14 protein-coding genes are annotated in these 16770 nt (G+C 68.1%); 4 read left to right on the forward strand and 10 right to left on the reverse strand.

Features of this window, described 5'->3' with window-relative positions:
• The first annotated feature begins 1521 nt into the window (after positions 1–1521).
• Complete coding sequence (locus ACIBF5_RS31395) at positions 1522–3735, forward strand: glycoside hydrolase family 127 protein (RefSeq protein ID WP_396816512.1); 2214 nt, start codon at positions 1522–1524, stop codon at positions 3733–3735.
• 95 nt (positions 3736–3830) lie between these two features.
• Positions 3831–4262 (forward strand): DNA-binding protein, encoded by a 432-nt coding sequence (locus ACIBF5_RS31400; protein WP_396816513.1) that lies wholly within the window; start codon positions 3831–3833, stop codon positions 4260–4262.
• 52 nt (positions 4263–4314) lie between these two features.
• On the opposite strand, the gene ACIBF5_RS31405 is transcribed toward ACIBF5_RS31400, so the two are convergent.
• Positions 4315–4641 (reverse strand): hypothetical protein, encoded by a 327-nt coding sequence (locus ACIBF5_RS31405; protein WP_396816514.1) that lies wholly within the window; start codon positions 4639–4641, stop codon positions 4315–4317.
• A gap of 14 nt (positions 4642–4655) precedes the next feature.
• Complete coding sequence (locus ACIBF5_RS31410) at positions 4656–6287, reverse strand: sodium:solute symporter family protein (protein ID WP_396816539.1); 1632 nt, start codon at positions 6285–6287, stop codon at positions 4656–4658.
• 448 nt (positions 6288–6735) lie between these two features.
• On the opposite strand from ACIBF5_RS31410, the gene ACIBF5_RS31415 reads away from it, so the two are divergent.
• On the forward strand, positions 6736–7989 hold the full coding sequence (locus ACIBF5_RS31415) for a S1 family peptidase (RefSeq protein WP_396816515.1): 1254 nt from the start codon (positions 6736–6738) through the stop codon (positions 7987–7989).
• Between the two features lie 152 nt (positions 7990–8141).
• On the opposite strand, the gene ACIBF5_RS31420 is transcribed toward ACIBF5_RS31415, so the two are convergent.
• The 3 genes from ACIBF5_RS31420 to ACIBF5_RS31430 all read right to left on the reverse strand — a co-directional run bounded on the left by ACIBF5_RS31420 (position 8142) and on the right by ACIBF5_RS31430 (position 12144).
• Entirely contained in the window at positions 8142–9614 is a 1473-nt protein-coding gene (locus ACIBF5_RS31420) for an MFS transporter (RefSeq protein ID WP_396816516.1), read from the reverse strand.
• Between the two features lie 186 nt (positions 9615–9800).
• Positions 9801–10400, reverse strand: coding sequence for a hypothetical protein (locus ACIBF5_RS31425; RefSeq protein WP_396816517.1), 600 nt, complete (start codon positions 10398–10400; stop codon positions 9801–9803).
• Between the two features lie 16 nt (positions 10401–10416).
• On the reverse strand, positions 10417–12144 hold the full coding sequence (locus tag ACIBF5_RS31430; RefSeq protein WP_396816518.1) for a DUF4012 domain-containing protein: 1728 nt from the start codon (positions 12142–12144) through the stop codon (positions 10417–10419).
• A 328-nt stretch (positions 12145–12472) separates the two neighbouring features.
• Between ACIBF5_RS31430 and ACIBF5_RS31435 the strand changes: the two genes are divergently transcribed.
• On the forward strand, positions 12473–13069 hold the full coding sequence (locus ACIBF5_RS31435) for a low molecular weight phosphatase family protein (RefSeq protein ID WP_396816519.1): 597 nt from the start codon (positions 12473–12475) through the stop codon (positions 13067–13069).
• On the opposite strand, the gene ACIBF5_RS31440 is transcribed toward ACIBF5_RS31435, so the two are convergent.
• The 5 genes from ACIBF5_RS31440 to ACIBF5_RS31460 all read right to left on the reverse strand — a co-directional run bounded on the left by ACIBF5_RS31440 (position 13050) and on the right by ACIBF5_RS31460 (position 16699).
• Positions 13050–14570, reverse strand: coding sequence for a polysaccharide biosynthesis tyrosine autokinase (locus ACIBF5_RS31440; RefSeq protein WP_396816520.1), 1521 nt, complete (start codon positions 14568–14570; stop codon positions 13050–13052). The two genes, ACIBF5_RS31435 and ACIBF5_RS31440, sit on opposite strands and share 20 nt — an antisense overlap.
• 338 nt (positions 14571–14908) lie before the next feature.
• On the reverse strand, positions 14909–15148 hold the full coding sequence (locus ACIBF5_RS31445) for a hypothetical protein (RefSeq protein WP_396816521.1): 240 nt from the start codon (positions 15146–15148) through the stop codon (positions 14909–14911).
• Between the two features lie 129 nt (positions 15149–15277).
• On the reverse strand, positions 15278–15577 hold the full coding sequence (locus ACIBF5_RS31450) for a hypothetical protein (RefSeq protein WP_396816522.1): 300 nt from the start codon (positions 15575–15577) through the stop codon (positions 15278–15280).
• Positions 15574–15987, reverse strand: a complete 414-nt coding sequence (locus ACIBF5_RS31455) for a DUF1622 domain-containing protein (RefSeq protein WP_396816523.1) — start codon at positions 15985–15987, stop codon at positions 15574–15576. Before ACIBF5_RS31455 ends, ACIBF5_RS31450 begins: the two co-directional genes overlap by 4 nt.
• Positions 15988–16111: 124 nt before the next feature.
• Positions 16112–16699, reverse strand: a complete 588-nt coding sequence (locus ACIBF5_RS31460) for a TMEM165/GDT1 family protein (RefSeq protein ID WP_396816524.1) — start codon at positions 16697–16699, stop codon at positions 16112–16114.
• Positions 16700–16770 lie beyond the last annotated feature (71 nt).

Raw genomic sequence — 16770 nt, forward strand, 5'->3', positions numbered from 1 at the left:
GCCTCCAACACACTCGCAACCAAAAAAAGCTGCAACGCAAGCCTGTAGAACAACTCCGCCAGAAGACCCGGAAACTCCTCACCATAAAACCACTTAAAAAACTGAGCAAGCCAATCCGGCACCCGAAGCAACGGCACGACACCAACACCCCCAGTCAGCGCTTTACGGTTAGCCCAGAACCGGCTCCACAACATGTTTGTGAACCACGTGTGACGACACCAGATGCTCGGGAAAACCAGGAACGACGCAAAGACTGTCCCCGACCGGCAATTGCCCGCAGCACCGAATGACGTTGCCAGAGAGCCCGACAGCGGGATCGACGCGCCTTCACCTACGCCACAGGCCCCTGCCCGCGGCGGATCCGTCCGGGTCCGGGGCGCCTGGTGGAACCGAGCAGAGCGAGGCGGAATGCGGACGGTGGCCCGACAAAAGGCGGTGGTTCATCCGAACACCTGCATTGGATCCGAACGGGCCGACAACGCTGTACTAACGCCGTTCGCGCCAACCGCAGACCACCAGGAGGTCCACAAGGCACTTTAGAATCACATCAGCCCGGCCGGCCGACGTTCTGACATCAAAACCTCAGTGGGTCTCGATGTTCATCGAAGAATGACCAAGACCGAATCGACAACCGAAACTCGGGACGGCAACGAATCGAGCAAGCCAATGACATAAGGCCGCACACATACAGGCACCCGACGTCTCTCCCGGATCGTTCGATCTCACATCAGACGCGCATGGCTTGGTTGCCCCCATCCCTTATCCATCGAGCAGGACACATTCCGAGTTCGGATTCCACAGAGGGGCCGAACCCAGGATCAGGACTCTATCGGAGAGGAGGAAGTTTGTCTGCACTTAACCTGACGTAAACCCGATGGGCACATACCGGGGCGACCAGCGCATCGTGCGCAGACCCACACATCGCGATCTCATTGGCGTGATCTCAACCAGAATCAGGTAAAGATCGGTATTCGAAGTGGGTCAATGGAGGACGGCGCGAACGATGTCGCCGAGCGAAGGCTGACGGTTACGTCTCGTAGCGTAGCGTTCGGCCGAAAGGTCGCCTGTATCGACCGCGACGGAGACGAGATCGGGTACGGCGGAGTCCGTAGCTCTCCTCGTCAGGCGGGTCGGGTAGATCATCAACCGGGTTGAACTCCTCCGTCGGCGGTCGGACATCGAGCCGGCCAGTGGCCGCCCTGCGCCGCTCACACCCGCGCCGGGGTGGTTGTTCACGTGAACAATCAACCCCTTTTCGAACTCGGATTCAGGCCCCCGAACAGGGATCGACGAGCCGTTGGCATCACTGTCTATGGTGGACCTGCCCGTCAGGCACAGGGAGCTTCAGACCCCGCGCTTCAGCAGGTGTTCAACGACGTGCGCCGAAGTTCCGACAGGTGTTCGGTGGGCGTGCGCATCGATCGCACTAGGTTGCTGGAAACAAGCGCTTAACACAGGTAATGGCCTGCGGGCGTCGATGTTAGCGCTAACTACGGACCCACCGAGTTCAGGGGGCAGACAGTGACTCCAGCACGTCCATCCATCGATCGGCGCGGGTTGCTGAAGGTCGGCGGCGCCGCGACCGTGGCGGCGATCATCGCCCCGCAGGTCGCCGGGGCCGCGCAGGCCGCACCACACTCCAGCGCCTCGGCGGCAGTCGCCTCACCGGAGGCGGCGTTCCTGAACCAGAACCCGAGTTGGGTGGTGAAACCGTTCGCGCTGGACCAGGTCACCCTGGCCGAGGGAACGGTCTTCGCCGAGAAACGCGCACGGGTACTCAACCTCGCCACGGCGTACTCGGCCGACCGGGTGTTGCACAACTTCAGGGTGACCGCCGGCCTGCCCACCCCGGCGGGTTCGTCACCGCCGGGCGGCTGGGACGACGCCACCGGCAACCTGCGCGGCCACTTCAGTGGGCACCTGATCACCATGTTCGCGCAGGCGTACGCGTCGACCCGCGAACAGCTCTACAAGGACAAGCTCGACTACATCGTCACGGAACTCGGCAAGTGTCAGGACGCCATCGCGGCAAGCGGGCAGGCGAGCCACCCCGGCTTCCTGGCCGCCTATCCGGAGACCCAGTTCATCCAGCTGGAATCGTTCGCCACGTACCCGACGATCTGGGCGCCGTACTACACCTGCCACAAGATCATGCGCGGGTTGATCGACGCGTACCTGCTGGGAGGGAACGAGCGGGCGCTCGAAATTGTGACCAAGATGGGCGACTGGGTGCACAGTCGACTGTCGGTGCTCCCCCGCGAACAGCTCAACCGGATGTGGGCGATCTACATCGCCGGCGAGTACGGCGGCATGAACGAGGTGATGGCCGACCTGCACGCCATCACCGGCGACGAGCGTTACCTGACCACGGCGAAGTGCTTCGACAACCGGCAGGCGCTCTTCGGCGCCTGCGTGGAGAACCACGACATCCTGACCCGTTTGCACGCCAACACCCACGTCCCGCAGTTCGTCGGCTACCTGCGGGTCTTCGACCGGTCGAACGAGCCGGACTACCACACTGCCGCCGAGAACTTCTGGCACATGGTGGTACCGCACCGGATGTACGCCCACGGCGGCACCAGCGGCACCTGGCCGGCGGGTGACGCCGGCCCCGCGAACACCAACGCGGAGCTGTTCCAGCCACGTGGCAACATCGCCGACTCGATCGCCGGTAACGGCGCCGAGACGTGTACGTCGTACAACCTGCTCAAGGTGTCGCGGAACCTGTTCTTCCACGACCCCGACCCGAAGTACATGGACTACTACGAGCGGACCCTGGTCAACCACATCCTGGGGTCCCGCCGCGACGCCGACAGCACCAGCAACCCGAACGTGGTCTACTTCCTGCCGCTGAGCCCGGGCAACACCCGTGGGTACGGCAACACGGGCACCTGCTGCGGCGGCAGCGGCCTGGAGAACCACACCAAGTACCAGGAGTCCGTCTACTTCCGCTCGGCCGACAACGCCTCGCTCTACGTCAACCTCTTCGTCGGCTCGACCCTGAACTGGGCGGAGAAGGGGATCACGGTCACCCAGACCACCGACTTCCCCCGCCAACAGGAGAGCACCCTGACCATCAGCGGAGGCAAGGCTCAGCTCGACATCCTGCTGCGGGTGCCGAGTTGGGCGAAGAACTTCCAGGTCTGGATCAACGGGCAGGAGCGGCTGGGGCCGAAGACGCCCGGCACGTACCTGCGGCTGCGCCGGATGTGGCAGGACGGCGACACCGTACGGATCTCGATGCCGTTCGGGCTGCGGGTGGAGCAGGCGCTCGACCGGGCGGACACCCAGACCGTCTTCCACGGCCCGGTGGTGCTCGCCGCGCTCAGTTCCGACCGCGCCTACCGGGAGTTCTCGTTCTACCGGCAGGTGAAGCTCGACGGAGACATCTCCCCCGCCTTCACCCCTGGCGCGGCCGGCACCTTCACCACGAACGGCCACACGCTGCGCCCACTCTTCGTCGGCGACACCCAGGCCCACCACATCTACTTCCGGCGCGCAGAGCCGACGGTGGTCTTCGGGACGTACGACTCCGGGGTGGCGAACAAGCAGCGTGACGGGCAGACGTTCCTCGACCTGGTCTGGGCCCAGGCCCCGTTCGGCAGTCACCAGGAGTTCATGAAGACGGTGACGGCCGCCTCCGCGAACTGGGTACGCCAGGGTTCCTTCACCCGCGAAGAACGTACCGCCATCCTCGCCGCCGCGACGGACGCGGAGGACGATCTGCGCGCCTGATCAGGGTCCGGTGGTAGCGGCGGCGTCCGCTACCACCGGATCCCCTCTTCAACATTTTGTTGAAAATCTGCCGTTGATCAGTCATGATTCACATCATGGCTGATCCCTTCACCCGGCCCGACCCTGCGGCTCGGCGCGCGGAGCGCACCTACCAAGCGTTGACATACCTCGTCGAACGACACGCCAACGGTCCCGAGCGCCGGTCCCGGCAGGTCCACCCGTCGATGGCCGCCCCCCACGAAGCGATTCGGCTCGTCGCCGGCATCGCCGGCGGCTCCATTCCGACCGAGCCGGACGAGCCGGACATCGACAACAGCGACCTCGTCGCGGCACTCACGCTTCTACCGAACGTCCGGGCCGAACTCGACGCGACCGAACTACAACTGCTGAAGACCGCCCGGAGCAGGGCAATGACCTGGCAGGACATCGCCTTCAGTCTGGGCCTCAACACACCGCAGGCGGCCCGGCAGCGGTTCGAGCGGCTCGAAGCACGCACCGACGACCCGACAGAGCAGGCCGCGGTGTAGGGCCGGCACGATTGTCAGTCGGAACACGGCCGGCCCGGAACAGCGCCTACCGCTAGCCGGCTGTGCCGGGAACGTCGTCGGAGCGCTGCCGCGCGGTCGACCCGTCGGCCGTCCCGACCGGGCGCAGCCACTGCCAGAGCAGGAAGGCCAGGCCGAAGAGAAGCATGGCGAGCCCGGCCCAGAGATTGATCCGTACGCCCTGGGCCTTGTCGATGTCGGCGCCGGAGTCGAAGAGGCCGATCCCGGTGACGATCAGCCCGTACGCGAGGAAGAGGCCGCCGATCACCCGACGCAGGTCGAACCGGCGAGCGGCGGCCGACCGCCGCTGCGCCTCGGTGCTCTCCGGCGAGTCGGCGCTCGATTCGGTGTTCTCGGTCATCACACGCACCCCTTTCAGAGGACGAGCAGGTAGAGCAGGCCGGACAGGGCCAGCGCGACCCCACCGAGCAGCAGTGGCGAGCGGTACCAGGCGGCGTCCCCGGCGAGCACGTCACCCTTGAGGTCGACGCCGCCGAGTCCGTAGACCAGACCGCGCAGGTCGTCGTCGGTCTTGGCCCGGCCGAGCGGTGTGAGCAGCACCGCGACGATCGCCACCATCACGAACGCGACCCCGGCGCCCCAGAAGCTCTCCTCCAGGTCGGAGCCGAAGTCGAGCACGCCGCCGAGGTAGAGCAGGTACGTGGCGAGCGAGCCCGCGGTGCCGGCGAGCAGGGACCAGAAGCCCGCCCAGGCAGTCATCCGCTTCCAGAACATGCCGAAGATGAAGGTGGCGAAGAGTGGAGCGTTGAACAGCGAGAACAGCGTCTGGATGTAGTTCATGATGTTGCTGAAGCCGGCCGCGATGAAGGCCGTACCGATGCCGACGATCACCCCGGCGACGGTCGCGATCCGGCCGACCTTCAGGTAGTAGTCGTCGGGGCGGTCCCGCCGGACGTAGGACTGCCAGATGTCGTACGTGAAGACGGTGTTGAAGCCGCTGACGTTCGCCGCCATGCCAGCCATGAAGGAGGCGAGCAGACCGGTGACCGCCACCCCGAGTACGCCGTTGGGGAGCAGGTCACGCATCAGCAGCGGGATCGCGTTGTTGTACTGCAGGGCGCCGCTGGATGCCCCGAGCCCCTGCACCGTGACCAGGGCGATCAGGCCGGGAATCACGGTGACGACCGGGATGAGCAGTTTCGGGTACGCGGCGATGATCGGCGTACGCCGGGCGGCGCTCATGTTGCGCGCGGAGAGTGCCCGCTGCACCTCGGCGAAGTTCGTGGTCCAGTAACCGAAGGAGAGGACGAAGCCGAGACCGAAGACGAGGCCGACCCAGTTCGCGCCAAGCGGGTTGGCCGAACTGCCGGTGTCGGCCCAGGTGTGCAGGCCAGCCTCGCCCAGGTCGGACGAGCGGACCGCGTCGAAGAGCCCGTCCACGCCGCCGACCTTCACCAGACCGATGACGGTGATCGGGATCAGGCCGGCGAGGATCACGAAAAACTGGAGCACCTCGTTGTAGATCGCCGAGGTGAGCCCGCCGACGGTGATGTACGCCAGCACGATGGCGGCGCCGACCACGATGGAGAGCCAGAGCGGCCAGCCGAGCAGCGCCTGCATGACCAGGGCGAGGGCGTAGAGGTTCACCCCGGCGATCAGCACCTGGGCGAGGGCGAAGCTGAGCGCGTTGAACAGGTGGGTCGGCCGGTTGAAGCGCAGCCGCAGGTACTCCGGCACGCTGCGGACCTTCGAGCCGTAGTAGAAGGGCATCATCACGATGCCGAGGAAGACCATCGCCGGTACGGCGCCGATCCAGTAGTAGTGCAGGGTCATCATGCCGTACTGGGCGCCGTTCGCGGCCATACCGATGATCTCCAGTGCACCGAGGTTCGCCGCGACGAAGGCGAGTCCGGTCACCCAGGCCGGCAGGGAGCGGCCGGAGAGGAAGAAGTCGGTACTGGTCCGGATCGCCCGGCGCGCCATGAGACCCACGCCGAGCACCGTGACGAAGTAGAGCGCCAGAATCGCGTAGTCCAGCGCGTTCATGTTGAGTCTCAGGCCGCCGTCCACGCCCGCCACCTCTCTTTCACCGGCGCCACACGTACCGGCGGCGCGGGGCGCCTACTACCCGAGGCGAGAAGTTTTCACGCCTGCCGGCAGGTGTGGTGGATCACCAGGGGCCGGGCGGACCAGCGGAAGAATGCGGACGCACCGGTGGAAAGAGCGGTCAAAACGTCATTCAGCCACGTGGAGTCCTATTGTTCAGATCCATTTAGCACTCCGTTGACCCCGCTCGATGGTTGGACTTCTCGTGCCGAAATCGAACGATTCCCCCGCCACCTGACAGATGCACGGCACCACGCAGCAGAGCCCCACCAGGGTCGACACATATTCACTGTCAGCAATGCGTCGGTCACACAATTATCCATAGACAACTGTGGAAGTCTGTTCGCGGCCGGGTAGGTGCCCGGCCGATTGTGGGGAGGATACGTCCATGAACACCAGGCCAATCCGCCTGATGGCCGTCGCGGCCAGTGCGGTCCTGCTCGCCGGGGTGGCGTTCGCCGCGCCGGCCGGGGCACGCGAGGCGAAGTCCGCACCGGCCGCCGACACCGGCGCGGTCGCCGCAGCCGTCCGCGCCTACCAGTCGTCGTACCCGCAGATGTCTACGGCGGCGGCACGCGCGGCGTTCGCCCAGCAACTGGACCGCAAGAAGGTGTACGAGCGGGTCGCCGCCGACACCGCCACCTACGGCGGAGCGTGGTTCGACCCGCCGACCGGGCTGATGCACCTGTCGGCCACCACCTCGGCCGCCGCTTCCGCCGCGGCGAAGGCGGCCAAGGACCTCGGCGTCCGCGCCGAGACGCACGTCGTCAGCCGTAGCTGGGCCCAGCTCGAACAACAGGCCGCGGCCCTGCGTGCCGGCACTGACGGCCTCGCCAGGGCGGCGAAGGGCCAGGTCGGCATCGACGTCAAGACCAACAGCGTGGTGGTGGCCGTCCCGACCGGCACGCTCTCCACCGCCCGGACCGCCGCACCGGCCGGGGTGTCGGTCATCGCCGACCCCAACATCCAGACCGAGGCGGACGCCGGCTGCACCTCGCGGCTGGACTGCGACTGGACCGTCCGCGCCGGCGCCGTGCTCAAGTACAACGGCAGCGGCACCTGCTCGGTCGGCTTCACCGCCCGCAACGCGAGCGCCCAGCGCTTCGTCTACACCGCAGGGCACTGCAACAGCGGTGGCGGCACCTGGAGCACCGGCGCGCAGAACATCGGACCGATGACGAACTCGCTCCAGTCCGGGGCGATCGACGCCGGCATCATCCGGGTCGACAACAGCTGGTTCCAGTACGACTCCGGCGGCGAGATCTACGCCGAGAACGCCAACCACAGCGTCGCCCTGAACTACGTCGCCCCGACCACCGGTTACCTGCTGGTGGGCGAGACAGTCTGCCTCTCGGCGAACTTCACCGAGATCAACGGCCCGAACTACTGCGGCACCATCGGCAGCACCAGCGACGCGGCGGTGCTCGGCATGGTCCGGGTGGACGGGTTCGACGCCTGCGGCGGCGACAGCGGCGGCGGCTGGTACTGGCTCAGCTCGGCGACCTACCGGGTCGCGTACGGCATCCACAGCCGCAGTGACGCCGGCTGCCACGGCAGCAGCGGCGGCACCCGGTCGTGGTTCGGCTCGATTCCGCTGGTCACCCCGCTCTGGGGTTTGACCATCGAAACCCGGGCCTCCTGACCAACAACGACAACGGGGCCCGCCGACCATTTCGGCGGGCCCCGGCGGCGTTTGTCAGTGACATCGACCGGAACCGTCGTCATTCGATGGACCGGTCACCAGAGAACACGAACAGGCCAGCCCCGGACACCATTCCGAAGCCGGCCTTCCGGTCATGACACTGCGTCCGACCGATCAGTCCGACCGTGCATCTGCCGGTAGGCGACCAGACCCGCCGCAGCGGCGAGCAGACCACCGCCGAGAATCACCGGCCGGGTGCCATCGATGAGGAAATGCTCGCCCCACAAGGTCACCGGGCGTTGCCCGATCAGCGTCACCAGCACCGGAGTCAGCACCACCGAACACCCCAGCACGACCTTCAGCATCGACTGGTAGAGCGCGTTGACCCGACCACGCATCGAGTCCTCCACCTTGGCGCCGATGATCGTGACACCGGTGAGGAACGCCGATCCCGCGCTGGCACCCGCCGCCACCACGGCCGGCAGCGACACGGCCAGGTGCGGGGAGAGCGCCACCAGCACGAGCGCACCGCCGGCACAGACGACCGCGAGGCCGAACAACCGCTCGTGCGACAGCCGCCGGGCCAGTCGGGGCGCCCCGAGCAGGCCGATCGCCAACCCGAGGAAGGTCGCCAGGAGCAGCAGCCCCCAGGCGGCCTGGCCACCGAGCAGGCTCAGTGCGTACGGCTGGGCCGAGCCGACCACCGCGCCGCCGGCCGCGAGCGCGCCCATCATGCCGACCAGCAGGCCACGGACGACCGGCGTGCCCCGCACGTAGCCAACGCTGTCCCGCAGCATCGCCCCCAGTCCCTGGCGAGGTCCGGTGGGGCCGCCGACGGTCCCGGACGACGTGACATCCAGCGGGCCGCCACCGAGCTCACGGTCGTACTCCGGCCTCCGGGCGTCGAGGGACGCGGCGGGTCGGGACAACTCGGGCAGGGCGGTGGCGATCGAGATGGCGCTGGCCAGATAGAAGAGCGCGGCGACGACGATGGCGAGCCGGGTCAGCCCGTTCATACCGATCACGTGGGCGGGGATGTCGAAGACCGTTCCGGCACCGGTGATCAGGGTGAAGAGCCCGCCACCGACCGCGATCGCGACGCCGTACGTCATGACCAGACCGAGCTGGGCAGCCGGGGCGACCTGGTCCGGCCGACGCAACAGGCGGGGCAGCGCGGCGTCCTTCGACGGAATCCACATGGTGGTGGCGACCTGGATGAGGAAGCCGCCGACGAGGATCCACCAGTAGGTGTTCACCACCGCGATCGAGAGCAACAAGGCACAGCGGGCCACGTCCGCGACGGCCATCACCGTACGCCGGTCGAACCGGTCGGCGACGAGGCCGGCGATCGGCGCGAAGAGCAGACCGGGCAGCAGGTTGGCGAAAAGCACGCTGCTGAAGGCGAAGTTCACCCCGGCGGCACTGGTGGCGAGGGTGCTGGCCAGCGCGGCGAGCCCGGAGAGGGCCAGCCAGTCGCCGGAGCTGCAGAGCCCGGTGACGATCCACAGCCGGCGGAACGCCCGTAGCGCCAGCACCTCCCGCGCCGAGGCCAGCGAGGAGGTGTGTTGTTGCTCTGAGGTGCCCGTTCCCCCTGCTACCGGGCCCTCGTCCACGCTGATCCGCACCAGCGCACGGTAGACCGGGCCGGGCGGGAGAGCAAAGATCGCTACCGGAGTGGCCCGGGGAAACTACCGAGGGTGGCCGCAGAGAACGAAAAACGAGCGCCGGCCGGACGGGCGTGAACCCGTCCGGCCGGCGCTCCTGCAATTACCTCACCGCGGGACAACGGCCATCTTCCCGCGGACACCGGATCAGGCTGTTCCGGCGCGGACACCGCCCCGGCGACGCCGAACAACGGTCAGCATGACCAGCAGCACACCGAGTGCGAGCAGGCCGGCACCGACACCGATCTGGGTTCCCATCGAGCTACCGGTCACCGGCAACTGCTTGTGAATGACGGTCAGGACGGTGGTCGCGCTCAGGCCCGACTCCCGCCCGGTGCCCGTGATCAGCCAGGTGCCCTTCCAGTCCGCCCGGAAGGGAAGCTGGAACTCACCTGCCTCGTTGGTGACCGCCGTCAGCGCCGGCGGCCCCGACGGCGGGTACGCGACCGGCACCATCGCGATGGTCGCGCCGGTGTCCTGACGGACCGAGGCCCGCTCGGCTGCACCGGCCGCCACGGCCTGCGGCGTGAACACGATGTCGACGATCTCGGTCGGCCCGTAGAACCGACCGAACAGGGTGACCTCGGTCCCCACCAGAACGGTGGAGTCACTCAGAGTCAGCACAGGTGGCTGAGGTGGGTAGGGCGGTTGTGGTTGGGCGGCCGCCGGGCTGGATGTCATGGTGGCAAGCGCGCCGGCCGTGACGAGTGCCGCCATGGCCGAGGCGACGATGCGGGTGAGCCGCATGATGATTCCTCTCTTTTTACTGTTCACACGTGGTTGCAGGATTGACACGGGTGGTCCATGGCGTGGCACCCGGCGTCAGCCAGAGGTCGACCGCGCCGGTCCGGGTGACCGGGGTCAACAGGTTGACCTCCAGTTCCCGGGTCTTGCCGGGGGGAATGTCGAGGCTGAGAACGCCGACCTTGCGGCCACGCTCCGTACCGACATTGATGGGGGCGACGGCACCGTCGAGCCGGGCGTTCACCGGCAGGCCGCCGACCGGGGTGAAGACGTACGCCACCAGCCGGTTGCGGTACGGGTCACCGGGCAGTTGCAGTCCCAGCACCGAGTTGCTGAGCCCCTTGCTGGGCGAGGTCGAGCCAAGGCTCAGCCGCAGCTTGAGTTCGCGCCGACCGTCCGGGCGACAGTCCCCGACGGTCAGGTCCGCGGCGCGGGTCAGGTAGTAGCCGAGCTTCGACCCGGTGCCGTCGTTGAGGAAGACGCCGACCGTCGGCACGGTCTCCCGCTCCGGCATCACCCCGGCGACCCGGGTGTCGACCAGGTCGTCCTGTTCGTCCGCTCGGGCGCTCCAGAACAGGATCCGGCGCTCGGTGACGGCCCGCTCCAGTGCCTCGAGCAGGCTGCGTGGGTCGACCGTGCGGGTGAGCAGGGCGTCGAATACCGACATCGCCGCCGTGGCGAAGTACTTGTCCTGGTCACGCGGCTTCTGGATGCGCTCGTACGCGTCCGACAGCAGGGTCTTCACCGCGCTCTCCGAGGTGAGCGTGGGGTGCTTCGGTACGGGCACCGGCCCGATCGCCTGGAGCAGGTAGGAGAGGGTGACCGGGTCGGTGGCGAGCACCCCGTCGACGACCGTGCCGGTCCGGCGCTTGTACATCTCGCTGAAGAGCGCGGCTGCGGTCGGGAAGTGCGGGGTCAGGTTCACGTCGGCCGGGTAGATGCCGGGCAGCTCCGTGTAGAGCGCCTTCATGTTGTCGTCGAGCTTGGTCACCGGCTTGTCGAACACGCCCAGTTCGGAGGCGGCGCCCTGCTTGAGGATCTTCACTTTGCCGTTTTCGGCCCGGATCACCGCGTACGCACCGAAGATGCCGCCGGTGGACCGGGGCTCGGCGAGGTTCTGGAACGCGACCAGGTAGGTGCGGGGACCGGTGGTGCCGAGCAGCGGCGGGAGCAGGACGGCGCCGTGGCGGGCGGTGGCGGTGAGGGCGCCAAGCCGGTCCAGTTCGCCGCCGAGCTGCTCCACCGCCTCCCGAACCGGCTTCTGGAGCCCGTCACCGGGGATCGCGCCGATCCTGGCGCTGGCCTCGCGTACGGCCGTGTCGGCGGTGCTGAGTTCGGGTGCGGCGGCCTGCAGTCGGGCGAGGTCGAGCTGACCCGCCTTGGGGACCAGGGTGGCGAGGTCGAGGCGGAGCAGTGCTGGGAAGGCGTGCCGGGCGAGGTCGTCGACCGCGATGGCGACGTCGCGTACGGCGCTCAGGTCGTCGCCGCCGTAGGGTGCGTGGCCCGCGGCCCGCCAGGTCGGGTCACCGGTGGCCGAACGGGCGGCGCCGGCCTGCGCCTGAAGCGCGGAGAGGGTTCGTTGCGCCTGGTCGGAGTCACCGGCGAGCACCTGCTGCCCGAGTTCACGGGCCAGACCGGCAGCGCTGAGCAGGTGCCCCCGCGCCTGCCAGCCGCGCAACCCGAGCCAGCCGACGCCGAGGAAGAGCAGGCAGCTGACCACCAGGACCGTGATCAGGGTACGGCGCATCCAGGCTCGTGACCGGGACCGGCGGGACCGGTGTCGCGAGCCCTGAGTCGGGGCGGTTCCGCCCTGTGTCACACCAACACGCTCCATATCTTGGGCAAAACGAACATAAGGATTTAATTGCTACAGATCTCTATAGCACGCGCATTAGACGTTTCGCGGGAGTACAGCCCATTTATGGTTCATAAACGGCGAGTTATGAGAAAAGCTCACAAGTGTCGACGCCTGCCCGAAAATCAGACACGCCACGCACGCATCGCATGGACCACCCGCTCGTTGCATCCCCATGGGCTACCGGCCACCGGATCGGCCGGAGCAGCGAGGAGGAGACATGTCCAGCGGGGTGCTCATGGTGTGCCACGCGAACCTCTGCCGGTCCCCGATGGCCGAGTACCTCGCCCGGGAACTGCTGTCCCAGCAGCTCCGGAGGGAGGCGCCGGACGTGCCGGTGTCCAGTGCGGGTACGCACGCGGTGCCCGGCTATCCGATGCACCCGCACGCCGCCCGGCTCACCGCCGAACGGGGCACCGACCCGGAGTTGTTCCGCAGCCGGCCGCTCCACGCCGACCAACTCCGTACCGCCGGCCTGATCCTCACCGCGACCCGGTCCCAACGGAGCACCTGCGTCGCGCTCGCCCCTTCCGTGCTGCGGCGCACCTTCACCATGCGCCAGTTCGCCCGACTCGCCAGCGCCGCGATCGACCAGGGCTGGCCGGAGCCGGACGGTCAACGGGACCCGGCGCGACGGCTGGAGCGGGCGGTGGCCGCGGCCAGCCGGGCCCGGGCCGGTCTGCAGCCACCCGCCCAACCCGAGGACGACGACCTGACCGACCCGGTGGGCCACCCGCTCGATGAGTTCCGCCGCTGCGTACGCGAGATCGAGCAGGCACTGCGCCCCACCGTGGGACTCATCGCGGTATCCGGGTGAGTTCCTGGGTCGGCGTCGAATCGATCACCCTCGGGTCGTCCCGCCGGGAGGTCAGGTCGTCGTCGACGTACCCGACCGAACCGAGCTGTCCGGCCGGCCAGTCGATCTCCTGCGCCGAGGGCGCGGGCGGCGACGATGCCGGGGGCGGGGCGGAGACCATGGTCCGGTACATCTCGTACTGGTAGTTGTCGGACCGGGCCACCTTGGCCATGTTCAACACGCAGCCGAGCACCCGCGCCGACACCGCCTCCAGCGCCTCGGTCGCGGTCGCCACCTGGGCCCGGGTCGTCTTGCCGTGCCGGGTGGCGAGCAGAACTCCGTCGGTCTGCACCGCGACGACCGCGGCGTCGGTGACCGCCAGCAGCGGTGCGGTGTCGACGATGACGATGTCGGCCGATTCACGCAGGGCGCGCAGCAGGTCCGCCATGCCCTTGGACCCGAGCAGCTCGCTCGGGTTCGGTGGCATCGAACCGCCAGGGAGTACGAGCAGCGACTTGTCCCCCCACGGCTGGACCACGTCGGCGACATCCACCTCACCGATCAGCACGTCGGTCAGCCCGATCCCGGACTCCAGACCGAGATACTGCGCGATCTTCGGGCGGCGCAGGTCGGCGTCGACGAGAAGCACCTGCCAACCCGCCTCGGCGAGCGAGATGGCCAGGTTGCAGGAGAGCGTCGACTTCCCCTCCCCCTGCACCGAACTGGTCACCGCGATCACCCGGGCGGACTCGTGCACGTCGACGAAGCGCAGGTTGGTACGGAGCTTGCGCAACGCCTCCGCTCGCGCCGACTGGGACGCGGTGCCGACGATCAGCGGTGAACTGAGCGCCTCGACGTCCCAGGGAATCTGTCCCAGCAGCGGGCTGCCGGTGAGCTGTTGCAGGGTGGCTCCGTCGCGGACAGTGGTGTCGATCAGTCCCCGCAGGACGCAGAGCGCGATGCCGAGAAGCAGACCGAGCAGACCCCCGACGGCGAGATTGCGGCCAGGGCGGGGAGAGACCGGATCGGCGCTGACCCGTGGGCCGCTCACCGTCTCGATCTTGACCGGCGGCTCCTGCGCGCCCGGCGGCGTCTCCAGCCGCTGCACCAGCGCGACAAAGTGGGCCGCGACCGCCTCGGTGAGCCGCAGCGACCGCGCCTGGTCACTGTCGGTGACGGTGGCCCGGAGCAGGACGGTGTTCGCCTCGACCCGGGCCGAGATCCGCCCTCGTACCTCGTCCGCGGTGAGCCCGACCGGCTGGTCGGCCACGACGCTCTGGGCGAGCCGATCGCTGGTGAGCAGGTCGGCGTAGGACTTCACCCGCTGCTGGAGGAAGAGACCGCCCTGGTAGGCATCGGTCACGCCCTGGCTCTGCGTCGTCACGAAGAACGTCACCGACGAGGTGTACAGCGGTTCGGTTCGCACGGTGACCAGCCCGGCGGCGCCGAGCCCGACCATGACCGTCGCCAGTACGAGCCACCAGCGTTGACGCACAACGGAAAGGTGGGTACGCAGATCCATCAGGCCAGACCTCCCTATGCGGGCATTAACGGTTGATCCGGCATGAAGGCTGCTGAGAACGTACTGAAAGTCAGACAGTAGGAAAAAGATCCATATCAGCTGCATTCATGGCCGAACAAAATGTAGAGGACGGAACAGCACTTCTGCGCGAAATCAGCACAACCCAGCAGATATTGCTCTCCACCTCCCGTACATCGGCTCAACGACGGTGCGGCACACCGGGACGCGACCGTCTTGCCGCATCCCGGTGCGCCGCACCGTGTGAACCACCGTTGTCGCCCTGAGCCGAGGGGCCCAGGCGCCGCAGCACTGAACCCTGAGCCCGGCGCGCCGAAGCGTTACCCGCGCTCCCCGCCCTGATCCGGGTGCTGCCGCTCCCACTCCCGCAGGCGCTCCTCCTCGAGCGACTCGCTCAGTCCCTCGGTCAGATCGTCCCCAGGCACCGCCACCTGCTCGACCTCGTCCAGTTCGTCGGGGCGGTTTCCCCGCTCCGGCTGCGGCACCGTGGGGTCACCGGCGAAGCCGTAGTCGTTGGGCTCGTCGTGTCGGGCCCCGTCACCGGGCTGTTGCCTGCTCATCGGTCGACCCCCTCTCCCTCTCCGCCGACCGGCCGCTCGGGGCGCGACCGTACCGTGGGCCGGGCCGGAGCCGGCCCGAACACCACTCACGGTAGGCACGACGGGGACCGGGGACTGGCAAACCGGGCTTTACCCCACGGCGGAGTCCGGTCGTCCCGATCGACGACGGGACGCCGCCGAGTCGCGCCGCCGCGCGGCGGCCGACGTGGAGAGGAGCGCGCCGATGACGGTACGCAACAGCACGATCGTGGCGGCGGTGGCGAGATCCCGCCAGTGCTCGGTCGCGGCCAGCCGGATCAGACTGGCTGCGGTCAGCAGATCCAGCACCAACCGCAGCGCGACCCGCCAGGAACGTACCGCCAGCACCGTCACCACCCCGGTGACCAGGGCGAACGCGGTGATCAGGTCGACCAGAGTCGAATGGATCATGACTGCTCCCGCTGCGTGGGGTCCACCTGACGACCCGACGGCGACGGGCCGTCGCGCACCGCCCCGTCCGCGGTGACCTGCCGCTGTTCCTGCTCGATCTCACGCCGGAGGAAGAAGTTCAGCGCGGTCCGAATGGTCGCGATGGCCGCGAGCTGCCCGATCTGCTGGAAGCTCGGCGCGATCGCGGTACGGAGCACGTCCGCGGCGAGTTGGAACTCCAGACCGAGGGTGAGGAAACGCCCCAACGAGAGTCGGACCGGTGTGAAAACGGCGGCGTTACGGCGGCCCAGTCCCAGCACCACGAACCGTACCGCCGCCCAGACCGCCCCGATGAAGATCACCGCAGCGCCAATCGCCTCTACCACCGTGACCAGCACGTCGGCGAAGTCGCGCAGCAGCTCCTTGGACACCTCAGCTCCCTCGGCCCGCCGCCCCTGGCCCGCCCGATCGGAAACCGGCGGGCCCCGGCGGCGGTTACCCCGGGAGGGACCGAGTAGGCGCCGGCCCGCCGCGAACCGGGGGCCGGCGCACGACTCAGGTCAGTTGCTGCACCGCGTCGAGGAGCAGCCAGAGACCGGAGATGGCGAAGAGCGCTGCGGCGCCGTACTTGATGACCTTTTCCGGCAGTCGACGGCCCAGCATCCGCCCGACCAGGATGGCCAGCGCGTCCGCCGCGACCATGCCGATCGTCGAACCCACCCAGGTGCCGACCCAGCCGTGCTGGGTGGCGAGGGTGATCGTGGCAAGCATGGTCTTGTCGCCCAACTCGGCGACGAAGAACGCGACCGCCACGGCAACGACGGCCGACTTGTTCGTCCGCTCGGCCTTGGCCCGCTCCTCCTCTGTCAACGTGTCGCCGCGCAACGTCCACGCACCGAAACCAAGGAACGCCACGCCCGCACCGAGCGCGATCCAGCCGGTGGGCAGCGTCGCGCCGAGGCCGTAACCGATGGCCACCGAGGCCAGATGCACCAGCGCGGTCGCGATCGTGATGCCGACGAGCACCGGCACCGGTTTGAACCTGGTGGCGAACGTCAGCGCGATGAGCTGCGACTTGTCACCCAACTCGGCGACGAAGATCACGCCGAAGCTGACCACCAGAGCAACGAGAAAACCTTCCACAAACACCCTCCCGGTCGGGACCGGGTCCAGGGCGCCAGCGACCTCGACCCGGCTTGACAGCCTGGTCGAAG

Source organism: Micromonospora sp. NPDC050417, from assembly GCF_044458865.1.
GTDB lineage: Bacteria > Actinomycetota > Actinomycetes > Mycobacteriales > Micromonosporaceae > Micromonospora_G.